Genomic DNA, 18,486 nt, shown 5'->3' with positions numbered 1-18,486 from the left:
CTACTGATTCCCGCCACCGGACCGGCATGCGGCAATGGCGGGAATCCGCGTTCCTGCACTCAGGCCACAGCGTGCTCTTGCCGGAGGGCACGTCTCCTGCACGGCATCCCCACCGCCACGCCGATGTACGAGAAGAACGGCTGGACCGGCGACGCCCAGGTCGGCGCCGATGTACCGGGTGTACGGCGACGAGCGCGTCATCCACGACCACCTGCCCAACATGACCGGCTATCTGGACGGGGAACTCGGCCGCCTTCAGAACGGCCTGGCGGTCACCGCCCTCGGCGACTGGGTCTCCCCCGGCTACGAGGTCCCGCCCGAGGACACCCGGCTCACCGCGACCTGCTACCTGTACCGCGCACTCGCCGACATGGCCGACCTCATCGGTGACAACGATGCCCGCGACCGCTACCGCACCGCCGCGGGCAGGCTGAAGGACGCCCTCAACAAGGAGTTCCTCGGCTCCGACGGCTACTACCGCACGGCCAAGGACCCGGAATACCGGCAGGCCAGCAACTGCATCCCGCTTGCCTTCGGCCTGGTTCCGGCCGGCGCGAAGGCAAGCGTCACCGCCTCCCTCGTCGCCGACATCGAGAAGCGCGGCAACCACCTCAACACCGGCTGTCTCGGCACCAGCGTCCTGCTGCGCACCCTCAGCGCGCAGGGCCGCCCGGAGGTCGCCCATGCCGTCGCCACCCAGACGACGTAACCGAGTTGGGGCCACTGGTTCGCGAACGGCGCCGACACCATGTGGGAGTACTGGCCGAGCGACTCGCGCTCGCGCGGCCACTACTTCCTGGGCACGGTCGTGCGGTGGCTGTACGAGAACGTGGCGGGCCTGCGCCCCGGCGACGCCGGCTACCGCACCTTCACCGTACGACCGGACGCCCGCACCGGCGTCGACTGGGCCCACACACAGCTGCACACGGTGCGCGGACCTGCCGCGGTCTCCTGGTCACGCGTCGGCGAGACCGTCCGCCTCACGGTCGGCGTCCCCGTGGGCGCCACGGCCGAGGTCCACGTACCGGCGGCTACCGAAAACGACGCCCACGCGCCCGAAGGGACGGAGTTCGTACGCACCGAGCCCGGCTATGTGATCTACCGCGCCGCGCATGGCATCTGGGGATTCCGCGGCCGCCCCTGACGGCAGGACTCAATGCGGCGAGGGAGAGGGCCGCGAGCCGAGGCACTTGAGCGACGGCGGCCTCGATGCCGGGCGGGAGTCGAGGCCGTCGACCTACGGGAATCCCTGCGGGCGCAGTGTGCGTCGTCGGGCGTCCCTGCCTTGCTGGATGGGCCGCGGCGTCAGGCGATGTTTCGCAGCTGCACGTGATCGCCCGGTTGCTCGGCTGCCTCGAGAACCGGGGTGACGTACTGGTCGATCGCCGCGTCGGGCACGCGATGCGAGAGTGTCGCGACGCTGATGGCGGCGATGATCCGGCCCTCTTCGCCGCAAACCGAAGGCGATACCGAGTACGTCCGGGTCGAGTTCGCCGCGGCTGACCGCGTACCCCTGTTGGCGGACAGGGCGAGCCGCCCGTCGTCGAACAACAGCAGGATGTCCCGTGCCCGGTCCGCGGTCGCATTCCTGACCAGGTACCCCTGATCCGCAAGCCGTACGTCCCGGACCTCTACTTCTGGACCGAACAGTCGGCCTCGCGGCGACGATCAACTTCAAGTTGCCCGTCGTCGGCTCAAACGTCCCGCCACGGTCGCGCCGGAAAGGAGCTGAGCAACACCGAACACCGCACTGCCCGGTCGCTGAGCCCACGGCCAGTCCGGGAGACCGAAGAGCACCCGTCGTGCCCGAGGACCAGCGCTGAGGACAGGTGACTTCCCTACGATGTCGCCATGACGATCTCCGGGCAGGAAGCGCCCCTGATACGTGTCCTTCACGACGAGTCCCGAAGAGACCTGCGGGATCCGGCTCGTCCGCGTCCCGTCCGTCTGTACCTGTGGGAGCCGGACCAGCCGCCGGCCGAACCCGCTCCGCTGGTCGTCGTCTCTCACGGCACCGGAGGTTCGGGCAGCGACATGGAGTGGCTGGTACGTCCGCTGCACGAGGCGGGTTTCCGGGTCGTGGCCCTCGACCACCACGGCAACAACTTCGTGGACGGCTACGAAGCGGAAGGTTTCCTGCACGTGTGGGAACGACCGCGGGACGTCTCCTTCGTACTCGACGCGCTCGCTCGCGAACAGCGCCTCGGCCCGGTCGGTGCGGCGGGGTTCTCCCTCGGCGGCTACACGGCGGCGGCCCTGGCCGGGGCCCGTGTCGATCCGCAGGTTCTGTGGGCGGTGCTGTCGGGGGCGGCGCCGTTGCCCGAGACGCCCGAGTTCCCCGGCCTGCTGGAGGCGCTGCGGAAGAAGTACCCGTTGGACGAGTCCTCACGCCGTGCGATGGAGGCTGCCGCGGCGGATCTCTCGGACCCCCGGGTGCGAGCGGTTTTCCAGGTGGCTCCCGGAGTCGGCTCGCTCGTGACACCGGAGAGCCTGGGTGCCGTGCGGGTACCGGTGGGCATCCGGTGGGGCGGCGCGGACACGGTCGCTCCGTACGAGGAAGACACCAGGCCGTACCTGGAGCACATCCCCACAGCAAGTGGCCGCTCCGCCGGCCCCGAGGTCCGTCACGACGACTTCTTCGCGCCGGACCCCGCCGACCCAGCTGTCCGTGTTCGGGTCGGCAGGGAGGCGGCTGCCTTCTTCCAGCGACATCTCGGCTGACTCTTCGGCGCTTTGTCGCGCGTTGTCGCGCGCTGACATCGCGTCGGTGCCGGCCGACGGCCTGGGCGCCGTCAGCACCGTCAACGCTGCCGCGCTGAGCGTGGCACCATCGCCACCGTCCGGCGGGCCTCGCTCGCTGACGGCTGGGAAGCCGCGGAGTGGAACGTACGGCTGCCACCGCCTCGTGGGGTGGTCGAGCGGCATCGCGATGTGGCGGGCGGGCAAGTGACCCGTCCGTCGTTGCTGCACTTCGGCCTGTGGGACGGCAACGTGCTGGTCTCCCCGTCCGGCGGTCTCGCCGACCTGGTCGACGGCGAGCGCTACCGTTACGGCGATCCACTTGCTGGATCTGGTGTCACGGACGCTGTTTCGGCGAAGCGAGGACGAGCCCGAGCACCTGTTCGTGCGCGGTTACCGCCCCGAGCCGTTCGAGGCGGACGCCAGGATCCGACTGTCTGGGCACAGCCAGTCCGCGTGCTGTCCAGCCTACGAAGTTTTGTGTGCCCCCCGCGCATCGAGTAGCTCATCCCAGTGCTCCGCTGCCCAGTCACACGCCACGTTCATCGGCTCCAGCATGCTGCTGCCCAACGGCGTCAGCGCGTACTCCACGCGCAGTTCGGAGCTGGCGTGCACCGTACGTAACACGAGCCCATCGCGCTCCAAGCGGCGAAGGGATTGTGTGAGTGCCTTCGGAAGAAAGATCGGTAAGGGCCTCCGACGCATGTCGGAGGCCCTTACCGAGGTGAAACCGCAGGTGGCGGCAGACGAGTCGGGCTGTACGCCGGGTTCTGTCTCCCGGTCGCCTCGCGGCGGCCGGGGAGACGGCCATCCATCTAGGGCCGGCATTGCTGCCGGCCTCGTGCGGTCTACCCGTGAACTCGGGCGAGCAGCCCTCGAACGTTCACGCAGAGCCGTCCCATTCCTGGGGCGTCCCCTCTTGACCTTGCTCCGGGTGGGGTTTACCTAGCCGCCTGAGTCACCTCAGGCGCTGGTGGTCTCTTACACCACCGTTTCACCCTTACCCGGGACCGAGGTCCCGGGCGGTCTGTTTTCTGTGGCACTGTCCCGCGGGTCACCCCGGGTGGCCGTTAGCCACCACCCTGCCCTGTGGAGCCCGGACGTTCCTCGGGAGAACCCCGAAGGATCCTCACGCGGCCGTCCGCCCGGCTCGTCTGCCGTGATCGCCATCCTACCGGGCTCTGCGGACCGAGGGCCCGGTCGGTGTCCCTCAGCCGAAGTCGCCGGTCTCCAGATCGAAGGCGAAGGGCTCGGGCAGCGGCAGCGGTTTGCCGTACGGGATCGTGAGGAGCTGGCGGTAGTCGTCGTTCTCCGGATCGCTGAACAGCGTCACCGAACTGTCGTCCCGGTCGATGAGCAGGTGGAGCGGGATGCCGCCACGGGCGTAGCAGCGGCGCTTGGCCTCGCGGTCGGCCTGCGGCTTGGTGGAGGTCACCTCGACCACCAGGGCTACGCCCTCAGGGGCCATCCAGTGATCGGCCCCGCGGAAGAGGCGGAGCCCTGTGGGCGCGAACGTGCCGTCGGGAATCGCGTGGTTCTTCGGGCAGGCACCCCCGCTTCTCAGCTTCAGGCCTTTGTTCCCGGAGTAGTCCATGTCGGCACGGGACTTCCTCAACACCTGCTTCAGGACCACGTTGATGTAGTCCTCGTGGTCCCCGTCCGGCGGCGGCGTCACGACGATCTCCCCCTCGATCAGTTCCGCCCGGAAGCCTTCCGGCGTGTCCAGGGCCAGGAAGCCCTCCAGAAGGACTTCTGCCTGCGTGAGCGGCTCGTGCGCCATGGCAGCCATGTCACGCTCCTTCCTCGGTCGCTCGCCAGACTGGGGCATCGGGGGAACCAGCCGTCCATGAGATCGGAGTTCTTCCCCCGATCGTGGCACAGGGCGACACGGCGTGGACGGAAGCGGGGTGAAGGAAAACGGTGCTTGACCTTGTCGCGGCGTCAACGTTTCTACTGGCCGCATGCGTATCGGAGAGATCGCCGCGCTCGTGGGAGTCACGTCCCGGGCCGTCCGGCACTACCACCACATCAGCCTCCTGCCCGAGCCCGCCCGGCAGGCCAACGGCTATCGGGCCTATACCGTCCGCGATGCCGTGCTGCTGGCCAGGATCAGGCGGCTGACCGAGATCGGGCTCTCCCTGGACGAGGTGCGGGACGTGCTCGCCGACGACGCAGGGCGGGAGCTGGCCGAGGTGCTCGGGGAGCTGGACGCCGATCTGGCGCGGCAGGAGCGGGAGATCCACGAGCGGCGGCAGGTGCTGGCCGCGCTCCTGGAGGCGCCCCTCACCTCGGACGGGCCGCTCTCCCCCGCCCTCGCCGCGCTGTTGGAGCACACGCCCGCCACCACGTCCCCGGCCGCGGCGAAGGACCGCGAGCATCTGTCGTTGCTGGACGCGGCGGGCGACGGCGCGGGGGCCGAGGTGTACGCCGCGCTGCGTCCGCTGGCCGAGGATCCGGGCGTTCTCGCGCTGTACGAGCGGCTCGACGAGCTGGCCGGGGCCGGGGTGGACGACCCGCGCATCGCGCCGCTGGCGGCCGAGCTGGTCGCCGCCGTACCGGACGAGGTGCTGGCCGTGATCCCGGAGGGCGAGCCGGCGGCGACCGGGATGGGGCGGGTGCTGCTCGACGACTACCCGCCCGCGCAGCGCGCGGTGGTGCGCCGGGTGATGGAGGCGCTGGCCGAGCGGGTGCGGGGGAGGAACACGTGAGTACGGGGAGGTCGGTGGGCCTGCGGGGGGCGCGGGTCGCGATGTGGGCGGTGCTGCCCGGGGAGGTCGCGCTGGCGGTCTGTCTGGTGGCCGGGGTCCGGATACCCGGTGCCGTTCTGCTGGTGGCCGAGGCCCTGGTGGTGGGGGTGCTGGCGCTGGAGGCCTACGTGATGTGGCCCCTGTACACGGCGCGGCGGCGGGCCGGGGACACGCGGCGGGAGGCCGGGCTGTCCGCTGTACGGGCCGTGGTGCCGGTGGCCGTGCGGCGGCTGGTGGTGCACGAACTCCGGGCCTTGCACAGTCTCGGGCTGTGGGTCCTGCGCCGCCGCCACCGAATTCCGGCGGGGGCCCGGCCGTTCTCGTACACCGGACCGCAGACCGGGATCATGTGGACGTTCGTCTTCGTCTCCGTCGTGGAGACCGTGGTGCTGGCCCTGGTGATCCCCTGGCCGCTCGTCCACGCGATCCTGCTCGTGGTGGACGTGTACGGGATCGTCATCATCGTCGCCCTTCAGGCGGCCTGTGTGACCCGGCCGCATCTCGTGGAGGCCGATGGTTCGCTGCGGCTGCGTTACGGCGCCCTGTTCGAGCTGCGGGCGCCCGCCGCCGTGATCGCCGCCGCCCGGGTGGACCGGCGCTTCCCGGAGGGGGGTCTGGTCCGGGTGGACGCGGACGGGACGCTGGATCTGGCGGTGGGGAGCCAGACGACGGTGACGGTGGAGCTGACGGAGCCGGTGGAGTTCGTGCGGCCGCTCGGCAGGCGCGGGAGCGCCCGGACGCTCCGCTTCCACGCCGACGACCCACGGGCGGCGGTCGCGGCACTCAAGGTCGCGGCGCTCACGGAGGGCGCGAAGAGCGCGAAGGACCGGGCAGTGTCCTGCCCGCTCACGCCGGAGCGGACAGCGCCGGCTGCCCTCACGCCGGAGCGAACAGCACCGTCCTCGACGCCGGACCCGCCTGGGTGAGCCGGACCCGCAGCCGTTCCCCCAACGGGAGCGGGTCCGTGCCGCCCTCGATCCGGCCGACGATCGCCGGATCCCTGAGGTGGACCGTGCCGACAGCGGGGTCGCGGTCCTGGACGTCGACGACGTACGCGTCGAAGAGCTCGCCCACGCGCCCCTCCAGCAGCGCCGCCTCGACCAGGTCGACGCAGGCCCGCTCCACGGCGCCCGCGCGCCGCGTCCCCTCGGCCATCTCCTTGGGGAGAGCCGGGAGTGCCTCCCGTACCCACTCGGGGGGTTCCGTCCCGGCGGTCGCGGCGAGGCAGAGTTCGGAGGCGTACCGGTCGACGAGCCGGCGCAGCGGTGCGGTGCAGTGCGTGTAGAGGTCGGCGACCGCCGCGTGCACGGCGGGGTCGGGGAGTTTTCCGCCGTCGAAGGCCGTGTAGCCCGCGCCGCGCAGCAGGGTGGTGCACTCCTGGAGGAACGCCGCGTGGTCGCTCCTCGTCGGGTCGAGGGAGCGGACGACCTCGGCGTACGGGACGTGGTGCGGCCAGTCGACGCCCAGGGCATGGGCGGAGCGCCGTAGCCGGGCGACGGCTCCGTCCGGGGCGATCGGCAGGGTGCGCAGGATCCCGGTGCCCGTGTCGGCCATGAGGCGCGCGGCGGCCATCCCGGTGAGCAGGGAGATCTGGGCGTTCCAGCCCTCGGCCGGGAGCGTGGCGCGGTAGGCGAGGCCGTAGGAGCCGTCCCGTTGGACGATCTCCTGTTCGGGGACGTTCAGCGAGATGCCGCCCCGGGCCCGTTCCTGTTCCTCGCGCAGCCGCCCGATGTCCCGGAGCAGGGCGAGGGGTTCCTCGGCCGAGCCCGCGTCGATCCGCCGTTGGACGCCCGCGTAGTCGAGCTTCGCGCGGCTGCGGACCAGGGCCCGGCGTACGTCGGTGGCGACGGCCCGCCCGTCGCGGTCCAGGTCGATCCGCCACAGCGCGGCCGGGCGGGTCTCGCCGGGCAGGAGGCTGGCGGCGCCCTCGGAGAGGACCGGTGGGTGGAGGGGGATCCGGCCGTCGGGGAAGTAGAGGGTGGTGACCCGGCGGTGGGCCTCGGCGTCGAGCGCGCCGCCCGGCCGGAGATACGCGGCGACGTCCGCGATCGCGTAGTGCACCCGGAAGCCGTGCGGGCGGCGCTCCAGGTGCATCGCCTGGTCGAGGTCGGTGGAGGCGGGTGGGTCGATGGTGAGGAACGGCAGGTCCGTGGCGTCCTCGTGGGCCGACAGGTCCGGGGCCCGCGCCGCCTCGGCCGCCTCCGCGAGCACCTCGGGCGGGAAGGCTCCGGGCAGGTCGAGCTCGGTGCGCAGCGCCCGCAGGGCGGCCCCGAGCGAGCAGTCGGCTGCACCGGTCATACGCAGGTGGCGGCGGGGCATGGCCCGAGCGTAGGCCGGGCGGGGGCGGGCGGCATCCGGGGCGCTCACGCCCCCGCGCGGGCAGGAGCCGCGCGCCGGCCCCGCGCGCACTGGCAGCGCAACCGTCGCCGTGCGGGAGGCGCGGCCGTCACCGTATGGCAGGCGCGGCCGTCACCGTACGGCAGGCGCGGCCATCCCCGTACAGCAGGCGCGGCCATCCCCGTACAGCAGGCGCGGCCGTCACCGTACGGCAGGCGCGGCTGCCGTACGGGGACCGCCGTCCCGTCCCCGTACCCTTGCCGAGGACCCGCAGAGCCCGCACGCCGACCGGGTCCGCGCTTGCGCCGTACGTACGAAGGAGAACCACCGTGCTCGTGCTGTTGCCGCCCTCCGAAGGAAAGGCCGCCTCGGGGCGCGGGGCTTCGCTGAAGCCGGAGTCGCTGTCGCTGCCGGGGCTCGCCCCGGCCCGTGCCGCGGTGCTGGACGAGCTGGTCGAGCTGTGCCAGGCGGACGAGGAGAAGGCCCGTGAGGTGCTGGGGCTGAGCGTGGGGCTGCGGGGCGAGGTCGGCAAGAACACCGAGCTGCGCACCGCCGGGACCCGTCCGGCCGGGGAGCTGTACACCGGCGTGCTGTACGACGCCCTCGATCTGGCCTCGCTGGAGGCGGACGCGCGGCGGCGGGCGGCCAAGTCGCTGCTGGTCTTCTCGGGGCTGTGGGGCGCGGTCCGGATCGGCGACCGGATTCCGCCGTACCGCTGCTCGATGGGGGTGAAGCTGCCCGGTCTCGGCGCGCTCGGCGCGTACTGGCGTACCCCGATGGAGACCGTGCTGCCCGAGGCCGCCGGGAACGGGCTCGTCCTGGACCTGCGGTCCTCGGCGTACGCGGCGGCGTGGAAGCCGGCGGGCGAGGTGGCGTCGCGTACGGCGAGTGTGCGGGTGCTGCACTCCCAGCTGGTGGGCGGGGTGGAGAAGCGGTCCGTGGTGAGCCACTTCAACAAGGCGACCAAGGGCCGGCTGGTGCGCGATCTGCTGGTGGCGGGTGCGCGGCCGAAGGGCCCGGCGCAGTTGGTGGAGGTGTTGCGGGACCTCGGGTACGTGGTGGAGGGCGAGGCCCCCGCGCGGGCCGGGCGGCCGTGGTCGCTGGACGTGGTGGTGACGGACATCCACTGACCGCCCCCACGCACGTCGTTGCGCACCGCGCAACGCTCGTTGCAGATAATGCCTTGGGCGCGGCAGGATGACCCCATGACCTCCTCTGCCGCGCCCTCCGCTCCGTCCGACGCCTCCGTACTGGACCTCGCGCCCGTCGTCCCCGTCGTCGTCCTGCACGACGTGGCCGACGCCGTGCCGCTGGCGCGGGCGCTGGTGGCGGGAGGGCTCCCGGCGATCGAGGTGACGCTGCGGACACCCGCCGCGCTGGAGTCGATCCGGGCCATGGCCGCCGAGGTCCCGGGCGCGGTGGTCGGGGCGGGCACGGTGATCTCGCCGGAGCACGTACGGGAAACCGTCGACGCCGGGGCCCGGTTCCTGGTCAGTCCGGGGTGGACGGACGCGCTGCTGGAGGCGATGAAGGCGTCCGGGGTGCCGTTCCTGCCGGGCGTCTCCACCACCTCCGAGGTGGTGGCCCTGCTGGAGCGCGGGGTGCGGGAGATGAAGTTCTTCCCGGCCGAGGCGGCGGGCGGCACGGCCTACCTCAAGGCCCTGTCCGCGCCGCTCCCCCAGGCCCGGTTCTGCCCGACCGGCGGCATCTCGCTCGCCTCCGCGCCCTCGTACCTCGCGCTGCCCAACGTCGGTTGCGTGGGCGGCAGCTGGATGGTGCCGGGCGACGCGGTGGCGGCGAAGGACTGGGACCGGGTGGCCCGGCTGGCGGCCGAGGCGGCGGCGCTCGGCGCATGATCCCGCGGCCCTGAGGAGACCCCTCAGGCTTTCAGGGCGGGAGCTGCACTGCGCGAGACCCCTCATGGCGGGAGCTGCACTGCGAGAGACCCCTCAGCGCAGTAGCTGCACGGCGTAGAGCCCTCCGACCCCGAGGGCCAGCACCCCCAGCAGCAGCCGCAGCGCCGTCTCCGGGAGGCGGGGCTGGAGGCGGGCGCCGAGGTACCCCCCGCACAGTCCGCCGAGTCCGCAGGACAGGCCGAGGGACCAGTACGGTGCGATGTCGCCGGTGGTGGTCAGGGACAGCAGCGCGTACGTGCCCGCGCCGACGGCCGAGGTCACGAAGGTGGCGGCCAGCGCGGCCGGGGCGACCTTGGCCACCGGCATGCCGCGCCCCACCAGGATCGGGCCGAGGAGCGATCCGCCGCCGATCCCGTAGATCCCTCCGGCCACCCCGACCGCCATGGCCAGCCGGGTGACGGCGCGGGGCGAGGGCTCCCGGCCGGGGGCCGTGCGGGAGGATCGGCGCAAGGTCCGCAGGCAGAGCCAGCCGCCCAGCGGCAGCAGCAGGACGGCGATGAGCAGCCGGAACACCGACGGGCCCGGCACCGCGAACACCCGGATCGCCGCGCCGACGACGACGCCGGGAACGGTGCCGAGGACGAGCAGCCGGGTCAGCGGCCCCCGCAGGGTGCCGGCCCTGTGGTGCCGGAGCAGGGCCCCGGGGCCCGCCACCACGTTGTAGAGCAGGTTGGTGGGGGTGACCGCGGGGCTGGGCACCCCGAGCACGCTGATCTGGACCGGTAGCAGGAACACCGCGCCGGAGACGCCGACCGGCGCGGTGGCCACGGAGATCAGCAGTCCGGCGGCGAACCCGAGCAGCCCGGTCGACCAGGTCACGGGCTCGCGTCCCGCTAACGCAGGTGGGACGTGTCGTTGAGCAGGCGTACGGAGGCGTTGCCGTCCCCGTAGTAGGCGACCGTGGAGATCGAGGCCGCCGACAGCTCCATCCTGAACAGCGCCTCGGGTGGGGCTCCCAGGGCGAGCCGGACGAGCGTCTTGATCGGGGTCACGTGGGTGACGAGCAGGACCGTGCGGCCCGCGTACCGGGCGACGATCCGGTCCCGGGCTGCCGCGACCCGCCCGGCGACCTCCGCGAAGCTCTCGCCGCCGCCGGTCGGGGCGGTGTCCGGGGAGGCCAGCCAGGCGGTGAGGTCGTCCCCGTACCGCTCCCGTACCTCCCCGAAGGTCAGGCCCTCCCACGCGCCGAAGTCCGTCTCGCGCAGCTCTTCGTCGATCCGGACGTCGAGGCCGAGGCGGTCGGCGACGGCAGCGGCGGTCTCGCGGCAGCGGCGCAGCGGGGAGCTGACGATCTCCTGGACGGTGCCCAGGGCGGCGAAGTGCTCGGCGGCCCGGGCGGCCTGGTCCCGGCCGGTGGCGGAGAGTTCGGGGTCGGTGCCGCCGCTGCCGGAGAACCGCTTCTCGGGCGTGAGGGCGGTCTCGCCGTGCCGGAGCAGGACGAGCGTGGCGGGCGCGCCCAGGTCGGGGGCCGAACCCCAGCCGGTCTGCGGTGCTCCGGACGGCTGCTGCCGCAGGGCTCCGGTCGCCGACTGCCCGGGGGCCGGTGCGGAGACCGGTGCGGCGGGGACCGTGGTGTCCGGCACCCCGGGCTCCGGCACCGGGAAGAGCGTGTCGGCCGCCGGGGTGGCCGCGCCACGTGCGGCGGCGAGGGCCGCACGGGCCCTGGCCGCGCCCGCGACCTGGTCGCCGGGCGGGCCCTGGGCGGGCGGCGGGGTGCTCACGGTGCCGCGCGCCGGGGTGTCGAGGGCGGCCGTCGAGGCGGACGCCTCCCACTGCCTGCCGTCGCGGCCCGCGTCCATCGCCTCGTTGGCGAGCCGGTCCGCGTGCTTGTTCTGCGCGCGCGGGATCCACTCGTACGTCACCGAGGACGGCGGCAGGACCGCGGCGGCGCGGGCCGCCAGCGGCTTCATGTCGGGGTGCTTGATCTTCCAGCGCCCCGACATCTGCTCGACGACCAGCTTGGAGTCCATCCGGACGTGGACCCGCAGCGCGTCCCCCGCGTCCGGGAACAGCGATTTGGCAGCGCTCAGACCGGCGATCAGGCCCCGGTACTCGGCGACGTTGTTCGTCGCGACGCCGATGTACTCGGCGGCCTCGGCGAGGGGTTCTCCGGTGGCCGGGTCGATGACGACCGCGCCGTAACCGGCGGGCCCCGGATTGCCCCGGGAGCCGCCGTCGGCCTCCACCACCACCTGGCGCGCGGCGCTCATTACAGGCCCGACTCCGAGGTGCGGACCAGGATGCGGTGGCAGTTCTCGCAGCGCAGGACGGTGTCGGGGGACGCGGCGCGCACGTCGCCGACCTCGGCCATGTTCAGCTCGAGACGGCAGCCCTCGCAGCGGCGCTGGTAGAGCCGGGCGGCGCCGACCCCGCCCTGCTGGGCGCGGAGCTTGTCGTACAGCTTCAGCAGGTCGGCGGGGATGACCTCGGCGACGACCTGGCGGTCCTTGGTCACCGTGGCGGCCTCGGCGTCCAGCTCGGCGGTGGCGGCGTCGCGGCGGGCGGTGGCGTCGTCGACCTTGGCCTGGACGGCGTCGACCCGCTCGGTCAGCTCGGCGACCCGCTCCTGGGCGCCCTCACGGCGCTCCATGATCTCCAGGACGACGTCCTCCAGGTCTCCCTGGCGCTTGGCGAGCGAGACGATCTCGCGCTGGAGGCTCTCCAGGTCCTTGGGCGAGGAGACCGCGCCGGAGTCCAGGCGCTGCTGGTCGCGGACGGCGCGCTGGCGCACCTGGTCGACGTCCTGCTCGGCCTTGGTCTGCTCGCGGGTGGTGTCGCTCTCCTCGGTGGTCGAGGCGACCAGGAGGTCACGCAGCTGGGCGAGGTCGCTGCCGAGCTGCTCGATCTCGGCGTGCTCCGGCAGCGAGGTGCGCTTGTGGGAGAGCTGGGCGAGACGGAGGTCGAGGGCCTGGACGTCGAGAAGTCGGATCTGGTCGGCGGGCGCGGCGTTCAGTTGGGGGCTCCAGAGGAATGGTGGGTGGTCCAGGGGTCGGTGACCTGCTTCGAGACATGGACCCGCAGGTCCCATCCGTGGCGGTCGGAAAGCGCGTCGAGCTGGGCGGCCGCCTGCTCGCACCAGGGCCACTCGGTGGCCCAGTGCGCGGCGTCGACGAGGCCGAGCGGCGAGTGCTGCACGGCTTCGGAGGCCGGGTGGTGGCGCAGGTCGGCGGTGAGGAAGGCGTCGACGCCCGCGGCGCGCACGGCGTCGAAGAGGCTGTCGCCGGAGCCGCCGCTGACGGCGACGGTGCGCAGATACGCCTCGGGGTCGCCGGCCAGCCGGATGCCCTGCGCGGTGGCGGGGAGCCGGGCGGCGGCCCGGGCGGCGAAGGCGGCCAGGGTCTCGGGGTGGTCCAGTTCGCAGATCCGGCCCAGTCCGCGCCGGCCCTCGGGGTCGGTGGGGTCGGGGACGAGGGGCCCGGTGATCCGCAGGCCGAGTGCGCCGGCCAGGGCGTCGGAGACGCCGGGATCCGCGGTGTCGGCGTTGGTGTGCGCGACGTGGAGCGCGATGTCGTGCTTGATGAGGGTGTGGACGACCCGGCCCTTGAAGGTGTCGGCGGCGACCGTCGTCGTCCCGCGCAGATAGAGCGGGTGGTGGGTGACGATCAGCTGGGCACCTAGCTCCAGGGCCTCGTCGGCGATCTCGCGGACCGGGTCGACGGCGAACAGCACCCGGTCGATCTCCGCGTCCGGGTCGCCGCAGACCGTCCCGACCGCGTCCCATCCCTCGGCCCGCTCGGGGGGCCAGAGGGCGTCGAGGGCGGCGATGACTTCAGACAGACGGGGCACGGGGGAAAGGCTACCTGTCCGGGGTGGTCCGTCGCCCCTGGCCGCCGGACCTGTACGCCAGGACCGGCGGCCGGACACGAATCGTTACTCCACCGCGTCGGCGCCGGAGCACGTACCGCGTCGGCGCCGGAGCACGTGCGGCGTCGGCGCCTGGCACGTACCGCGTCAGCGCCGGAGCACGTGTGGCGTGGGCGCGAAGCCGACTACTTCACCAGGTCCGCGCGGAGGTCGTCGAGGACCAGGCCGGCCGAGGTGACGCCGAGGCCCAGGTACCACGTCTCGTCGGACACGTCCTTGGCCCGGCCCTCCTTGACGGCCTTCAGGTTCTTCCACAGCGGGTTGGACCGGGCGGTGTCGCGCTGGGTGGCCTTCGGGTCGCCGTAGACGCCGGTGAAGATCCAGTCGGCGTCCGCCTCGTCGATCCTCTCCGGGCTGATCTCGGCGGCGAGGTCGTTGATCTGCTGGTTCTTCGGACGCGGCAGACCGACGTCCTCGAGGATCGTGCCGATGAACGAGGCCTTGGCGTAGAGGCGGAGACGGTCGGGCAGGTAACGGACCATCGAGACGGTCGGCTTGTCGGGGCCGATGTCCTCGCCGAGCTTCTTCGCCTTGTCCTCGTACGCGGCGAGCGCCGACTCTGCCTGCTCCGTGCGGTCCAGGGCCTGGGCGTTGAGGAGGTAGTTCTCCTTCCAGGTGAAGCCCGGACGGATGGAGAACACGGTGGGGGCGATCTTGGAGAGCTCGTCGTACTTGTCCGCGGCGCGGAGCTGGCTGCCGAGGATCAGGTCGGGCTGGAGGCCCGCGATGGCTTCGAGGTTGAGGCTGTTGATCGTGCCGACGCTCTTCGGCTCGCCCGCGCCCTTCTCCAGGTAGGAGGGGATGGCCGCGTCGCCCTCGCTGGGCGCGTAGCCGACCGGCTTCAGGCCCAGGGACACGACGTTGTCGAACTCGCCGACGTCCAGCACGACCACACGCCGGGGCGCGTTCTTGATCTCGGTCTTCCCCATGGCGTGGGTGACCGTACGGGGGAACTCGCCGGCCTCGGCGTCGGTGCCGTACGCCGCGGTCTTCTTCGCCGCGTCCGCGAAATCCTTGCCGCCGGTGGCGACGGCGGCCTTCTTGTCGCCGCCCGCGTCGGTCTTCGCCGCGTCCCCGCCGTCACCGCCCCCGCAGGCCGACAGGGAGAGGGCGGCCGCCACGGCCAGGGCGACTGCGGCGGTACCGCGGGGTCGTAGGGACATCACTTGCTCCAGATGGTCCGCGTACGTGCGTGGGCACGGGTTCTTGGTTAGGGCCGCCTCACCATAGACGCGGCCATCTCCACCAGCACACCCACCCCCTCCACCTCAGGAGAATCCGGTCATCACCACCCTTATGTGTGAAGTCAGGTGGCTCGTGTTGTTCGGCAGGAAGTGCGAAAACTAGCTTTCGTAGCCGGAGGTGACCAGTCGATGACTGCCTGTGCCATCGAGGGGGGATCCGCCGGGGCCGCCGCGACGGCGGAACCCGAAGCGGAATCCGGAACGGAACCCGACCCGAAGGAGTCCGGAGCGGAATCCGGCCGGAAGACGTACGGAGCGGAACCGGGACCGGAGGGGTCCGGCGGCCCCGTGTGGTCCGCCGGGGCCGACGCTCCCGGCCCGCCCGGATTCCGCGCGGACGAGACCGGTGCGGAGACGTCGTCCGTCGCGGGCGGCCCCGCGTCGCCGGCCGGTGACGGGTCGCTGCCCGGCGGCTTCACGCTCACCGCGGACGGGGCCTACGCCGCCCGGCTCACCGCGGCTCCCGGCCCGCCGGGCGAGCGCGCCTGGTACCCGGAGCGGTGGACGCTGGACGGGCCGGAGCCGTACGCGGTGCCCCTCCCCCTCGATCAGCCCGAGGAGCCGGACGCCGAGGTGGCGCCGCTCGCCGACGGGCGGGTGCTGATCCGGCGGCGGGTGGCGGACCGACAGCAGTTCTCCCTGCTCTACCCGATGGGGCCCGGGACCGGCGAACTCCTGCTGGGCACCGTCGAGTTCGCGGAGATGACCCTGTTGCCGCCGTCGCCGGACGGGCGGTGCGTCTACGCCCTGTCGGCCGGCGACCCCTACTCGTCGCTCTGGCTGGTGGCGGGCGGAGCGTTCGGGCCCGAGGAGATCGCGCGGATTCCCGGGCGCTGTTCGGGCGGGGCCTGGCTGGACCGGGCGGGCCGGCTGCTGGCGCTGGACCGGCGGGCGCCGGAGGGCGGACCGGTCAAAGCGGTCGCCGTCGACCTGGGGCGGGGGGCCGAGGTGACGCCGCTGCTCCAGATCGCGCCGGACAGCGACGACCGGCTGCTGCTCGCGGACGCCGACAGCGGGCTGCTGGTGATCCGCTCGGACGCCCCGGGAGGCGACCGGCTCGGCTGGGGGGTGCTGGGGAGCTGCCTGCCGGTCAGGTTCCCGGAGTGCCTGCGCCTCGCGGACGCGGCGGTGACGCCGTTCGCGGTGCAGCCGGGCCAGATGCTGATGCCGGAGAGCTGCGCGGTGGCGCTGCGGATCGACGGGGCGGCGGGCAGCCGGCTGGGGGTCTGGCGGCCGGCGGGACGCCGACTGCACCAGTTCGCCGCCCCGCTGGGATGGGCGCCGGGGGCCGGGTACTGGAGCCGGGACGGGGTGCTGCGTCTCCCTTGCACGCACGGGGCGACCTCCTGCGGCGTGGCGATGCTGGACGCCCCGCAGGACGTGGAACCCTCTTGCGGGACCGGCCGTCCGGGTGACGCGGAGGGCGGAACGCAACCGTCCGCCGCCGTCTCCGCTCCTGCTGTGTGTAAGCCCGTTCCGTTGGGGCAGGCGCCCCTGCACCGAGCCGCTCGATCTGATTAAGATCGGGATCCTGGGCTACGCGGCCGTATCGGGCGGGTACCGACGGTGACCACGTCGGATGGCGGCGGCGGGGCTTGCGACACACGTAGGCACGACACACGTAGGCGCGACACAAGTAAGCGATCACGACGGGGTGACTTCCCACATGTCCGAAGCACGGATCGACACGAACCAGCAGCGCCCGGCGGGGGCGGACGAGGGGGCCGGGACCGGCGGTTCCGGAAGGCACCGAGGGGGTGCGTCGGCGGAGAACACGTCGGCCCAGCCGCACGGTCGCCACCGTCGGCCCGCCGACGAGGAGTCCAGGGCGGCCTGAGAGCCGCTCGGCAGGCGCGTTCCAGCACGACGGGAGGGCCCGGACCGGCGGACAACCGGACGCTGTCGGCACCAACAGCGTCCGGCGGACGGCCGGCCGGGCCCTTCCGCGTGCCGCTCTCCCCCGCTACCCCCGCTACCGCCGCTTCAGGTCGGAGTCGACCTTCGAGGTCTGCACGGCGCTGCCGGTCACCGGGATCGGGCGGTGGACGCGCAAGCGTCCGGGTCGGGTCACCCCGCGGGCGGGGCCCCGACCGGGAAGTCCGCCGGCGGGCGGGGCCCGCGATGGTTCGGAAGCCAGATCAGCATCACGACCACCCCGGCCAGCAGGACCCCGGTCGCGGTGCGGAAGGCCAGCGCGTATCCGGCGGCGACCTCGGCCGCTTCGCCGGAACCCGCGGTGCGCGCGGCGGCGACCGTGGAGAGCACCGAGAGGCCCAGCGCACCGCCCATGGTGCGAGAGGTGTTGACCAGGCCGGAGACGAGTCCGGCGTCCCCCGGATCCGCGCCGGAGGTGGCGAGGGTGGCGAGCGGGGTGGAGGCGAGACCCGCGCCGGTCATCATCAGGACGCCCGGCAGACAGATCGCGGTGAGGTAGGAGCCGTCCACGCCCATCGTGGACTGCCAGCCGAAGCCCGCGGCGGTGATCAGGACCCCCGTGACGGCGAGGCTCTTCGCCCCGGTGCGCACCATGAGGCGGGGGGCCAGCTTGGAGCCGATGATGACCGCGGCCGAGGTCGGCATCAGCGCGAGACCGGCCTGCAACGGCGTGTAGCCCAGGACGTTCTGGGCGTACACGGTCATGAAGTACCACATGGAGAACGTGGCCGATCCCATGAGCAGCATCGACACGTTGGCCGAGGACACCGCCCGTACGGAGAACACGCGCAGCGGGATCAGCGGGACGGCGGTGCGCGCCTCGACCAGCACGAACGCTGCCAGCAGCACGACCCCGGAGAGCAGCGGCACCAGGGTGGCGGCGGCCGCCCAGCCCTCGACCTCGGTCTGGACGATGCCGTACGCGACGGCGGCGAGGCCCGCGGTGACGAGGACCGCGCCGAGGAAGTCGATGCGGCGGCGGTCGCCCGCGCGGCCCTCGGTGATCCGCAGGGCGGCGGCGACCAGGACGAGTCCGCCGATGGGCACGTTGATCAGGAGGACCCAGCGCCAGGAGAGGGCGTCGGTGAGGACCCCGCCGATGAGCCCGCCCGCCGCGCCGCCGCCGGCGCCGACCGCCATCCACGTACCGATCGCCTTCGTCCGGGCCGGCCCTTCAGGGACCGCGGCGGTGAGGATGGTGAGGGTGGCGGGAGCCAGGACGGCGGCCCCGAGGCCCTGCGCGGCACGGGCGGCGAGGAGCTGCCAGCCCTCCTGGGCGAGGCCGCCCGCGAGCGAGGCGGCGGTGAAGACGCCGAGCCCGACGAGGAACATCAGCTTGCGCCCGTAGATGTCGGCGGCCCGCCCACCCAGGAGCATGAACCCGGCGAACGCGATCGAGTAGGCGTTGACGACCCACTGGAGGCCCCCCGCGCTCAGCCCCAGGTCCGCCCGCATGGAGGGCAGGGCCACATTGACGACGGAGACGTCGAGGACGACGAGGAACTGGCCGGTGCAGGCGGCGAGCACGACGGCCCAGGTGCTGGGACGTATTCGGGAGGTGATCGACGGGGCGGAGGCGGGCGCGGAGACGTCAGGCATGAACGTCATGGTCGCAGGCGGCAGATGGCCCGTACATCGGGTATCGGGAGCCGCACCCTGGCCGCCGGCCGCCGGACACCGATCGTCGGTGTGGGCACATCACCC

General features: G+C 73.0%; 17 protein-coding genes, 1 other RNA gene and 2 pseudogenes. 9 read left to right on the top strand and 11 right to left on the bottom strand.

The window, feature by feature from the left end; all coding sequences use genetic code 11:
* Window positions 1-34: 34 nt before the first annotated feature.
* Both AC3CH1_RS27025 and AC3CH1_RS27020 read left to right on the top strand, forming a co-directional pair.
* Window positions 35-772, top strand: a pseudogene (locus AC3CH1_RS27025) (alpha-L-rhamnosidase-related protein); the annotation flags it as partial.
* Window positions 749-1,144, top strand: a complete 396-nt coding sequence (locus AC3CH1_RS27020) for an alpha-L-rhamnosidase C-terminal domain-containing protein (protein ID WP_488466747.1) — start codon at window positions 749-751, stop codon at window positions 1,142-1,144. The pseudogene AC3CH1_RS27025 and the gene AC3CH1_RS27020, both read left to right, overlap by 24 nt.
* A 161-nt stretch (window positions 1,145-1,305) precedes the next feature.
* Here AC3CH1_RS27020 and AC3CH1_RS27015 read toward each other — a convergent pair whose 3' ends face one another.
* Entirely contained in the window at window positions 1,306-1,551 is a 246-nt protein-coding gene (locus AC3CH1_RS27015) for a hypothetical protein (protein ID WP_488465294.1), read from the bottom strand.
* A gap of 300 nt (window positions 1,552-1,851) precedes the next feature.
* On the opposite strand from AC3CH1_RS27015, the gene AC3CH1_RS27010 reads away from it, so the two are divergent.
* Complete coding sequence (locus tag AC3CH1_RS27010; RefSeq protein ID WP_488465293.1) at window positions 1,852-2,721, top strand: alpha/beta hydrolase family protein; 870 nt, start codon at window positions 1,852-1,854, stop codon at window positions 2,719-2,721.
* A gap of 486 nt (window positions 2,722-3,207) precedes the next feature.
* On the opposite strand, the pseudogene AC3CH1_RS27005 reads toward AC3CH1_RS27010, so the two are convergent.
* The 3 genes and pseudogenes from AC3CH1_RS27005 to AC3CH1_RS26995 form a co-directional block, all read right to left on the bottom strand.
* Window positions 3,208-3,447, bottom strand: a pseudogene (locus AC3CH1_RS27005) (winged helix-turn-helix transcriptional regulator); the annotation flags it as partial.
* A gap of 35 nt (window positions 3,448-3,482) precedes the next feature.
* An RNA gene (gene rnpB, locus AC3CH1_RS27000) (RNase P RNA component class A) lies at window positions 3,483-3,892 on the bottom strand.
* 57 nt (window positions 3,893-3,949) lie between these two features.
* Window positions 3,950-4,519, bottom strand: coding sequence for a Uma2 family endonuclease (locus AC3CH1_RS26995; protein ID WP_488466746.1), 570 nt, complete (start codon window positions 4,517-4,519; stop codon window positions 3,950-3,952).
* A gap of 181 nt (window positions 4,520-4,700) precedes the next feature.
* Here AC3CH1_RS26995 and AC3CH1_RS26990 point away from each other — a divergent pair, with 181 nt between their 5' ends.
* Together AC3CH1_RS26990 and AC3CH1_RS26985 are read left to right on the top strand one after the other, a co-directional pair.
* A complete protein-coding gene (locus AC3CH1_RS26990) occupies window positions 4,701-5,447 on the top strand; it encodes a MerR family transcriptional regulator (RefSeq protein ID WP_488465292.1) in 747 nt (248 codons plus the stop codon).
* Window positions 5,444-6,412: a hypothetical protein gene (locus AC3CH1_RS26985; protein WP_488465291.1), complete on the top strand. Its 969-nt coding sequence runs from the start codon at window positions 5,444-5,446 to the stop codon at window positions 6,410-6,412. The genes AC3CH1_RS26990 and AC3CH1_RS26985 overlap by 4 nt, the downstream gene beginning before the upstream one ends.
* Here AC3CH1_RS26985 and AC3CH1_RS26980 read toward each other — a convergent pair.
* Window positions 6,363-7,805: an RNB domain-containing ribonuclease gene (locus AC3CH1_RS26980; RefSeq protein ID WP_488465290.1), complete on the bottom strand. Its 1,443-nt coding sequence runs from the start codon at window positions 7,803-7,805 to the stop codon at window positions 6,363-6,365. The genes AC3CH1_RS26985 and AC3CH1_RS26980 overlap by 50 nt on opposite strands.
* A 347-nt stretch (window positions 7,806-8,152) precedes the next feature.
* Between AC3CH1_RS26980 and yaaA the strand changes: the two genes are divergently transcribed.
* Both yaaA and eda read left to right on the top strand, forming a co-directional pair.
* On the top strand, window positions 8,153-8,953 hold the full coding sequence (yaaA, locus tag AC3CH1_RS26975; protein WP_488465289.1) for a peroxide stress protein YaaA: 801 nt from the start codon (window positions 8,153-8,155) through the stop codon (window positions 8,951-8,953).
* Between the two features lie 75 nt (window positions 8,954-9,028).
* Window positions 9,029-9,679, top strand: a complete 651-nt coding sequence (eda, locus tag AC3CH1_RS26970) for a bifunctional 4-hydroxy-2-oxoglutarate aldolase/2-dehydro-3-deoxy-phosphogluconate aldolase (protein WP_488465288.1) — start codon at window positions 9,029-9,031, stop codon at window positions 9,677-9,679.
* 93 nt (window positions 9,680-9,772) lie between these two features.
* Here the strand turns inward: eda and AC3CH1_RS26965 are convergent, their stop codons facing one another.
* The 5 genes from AC3CH1_RS26965 to AC3CH1_RS26945 form a co-directional block, all read right to left on the bottom strand.
* The gene (locus tag AC3CH1_RS26965) at window positions 9,773-10,558 is read right to left on the bottom strand and encodes a TSUP family transporter (protein WP_488465287.1); all 786 of its coding nucleotides are present in this window, start codon (window positions 10,556-10,558) and stop codon (window positions 9,773-9,775) included.
* A gap of 14 nt (window positions 10,559-10,572) precedes the next feature.
* Window positions 10,573-11,949: a bifunctional RNase H/acid phosphatase gene (locus tag AC3CH1_RS26960; protein WP_488465286.1), complete on the bottom strand. Its 1,377-nt coding sequence runs from the start codon at window positions 11,947-11,949 to the stop codon at window positions 10,573-10,575.
* Complete coding sequence (locus AC3CH1_RS26955) at window positions 11,949-12,692, bottom strand: zinc ribbon domain-containing protein (RefSeq protein WP_488466745.1); 744 nt, start codon at window positions 12,690-12,692, stop codon at window positions 11,949-11,951. Before AC3CH1_RS26955 ends, AC3CH1_RS26960 begins: the two co-directional genes overlap by 1 nt.
* Window positions 12,689-13,525: a Nif3-like dinuclear metal center hexameric protein gene (locus tag AC3CH1_RS26950; RefSeq protein ID WP_488465285.1), complete on the bottom strand. Its 837-nt coding sequence runs from the start codon at window positions 13,523-13,525 to the stop codon at window positions 12,689-12,691. The genes AC3CH1_RS26955 and AC3CH1_RS26950 overlap by 4 nt, the downstream gene beginning before the upstream one ends.
* Window positions 13,526-13,728: 203 nt before the next feature.
* Window positions 13,729-14,766, bottom strand: a complete 1,038-nt coding sequence (locus AC3CH1_RS26945; protein ID WP_488465284.1) for an ABC transporter substrate-binding protein — start codon at window positions 14,764-14,766, stop codon at window positions 13,729-13,731.
* A 210-nt stretch (window positions 14,767-14,976) separates the two neighbouring features.
* On the opposite strand from AC3CH1_RS26945, the gene AC3CH1_RS26940 reads away from it, so the two are divergent.
* Both AC3CH1_RS26940 and AC3CH1_RS26935 read left to right on the top strand, forming a co-directional pair.
* Entirely contained in the window at window positions 14,977-16,368 is a 1,392-nt protein-coding gene (locus AC3CH1_RS26940; protein ID WP_488465283.1) for a hypothetical protein, read from the top strand.
* Window positions 16,369-16,513: 145 nt separating this feature from the next.
* Window positions 16,514-16,684, top strand: a complete 171-nt coding sequence (locus tag AC3CH1_RS26935; protein ID WP_469219372.1) for a hypothetical protein — start codon at window positions 16,514-16,516, stop codon at window positions 16,682-16,684.
* A gap of 230 nt (window positions 16,685-16,914) precedes the next feature.
* On the opposite strand, the gene AC3CH1_RS26930 is transcribed toward AC3CH1_RS26935, so the two are convergent.
* A complete protein-coding gene (locus AC3CH1_RS26930) occupies window positions 16,915-18,390 on the bottom strand; it encodes an MFS transporter (protein WP_488465282.1) in 1,476 nt (491 codons plus the stop codon).
* Between the last annotated feature and the right edge of the window lie 96 nt (window positions 18,391-18,486).

Source organism: Streptomyces sp. MGP-P1 (assembly GCF_057766565.1).
This window is presented reverse-complemented; position numbering and strand designations above follow the sequence as displayed.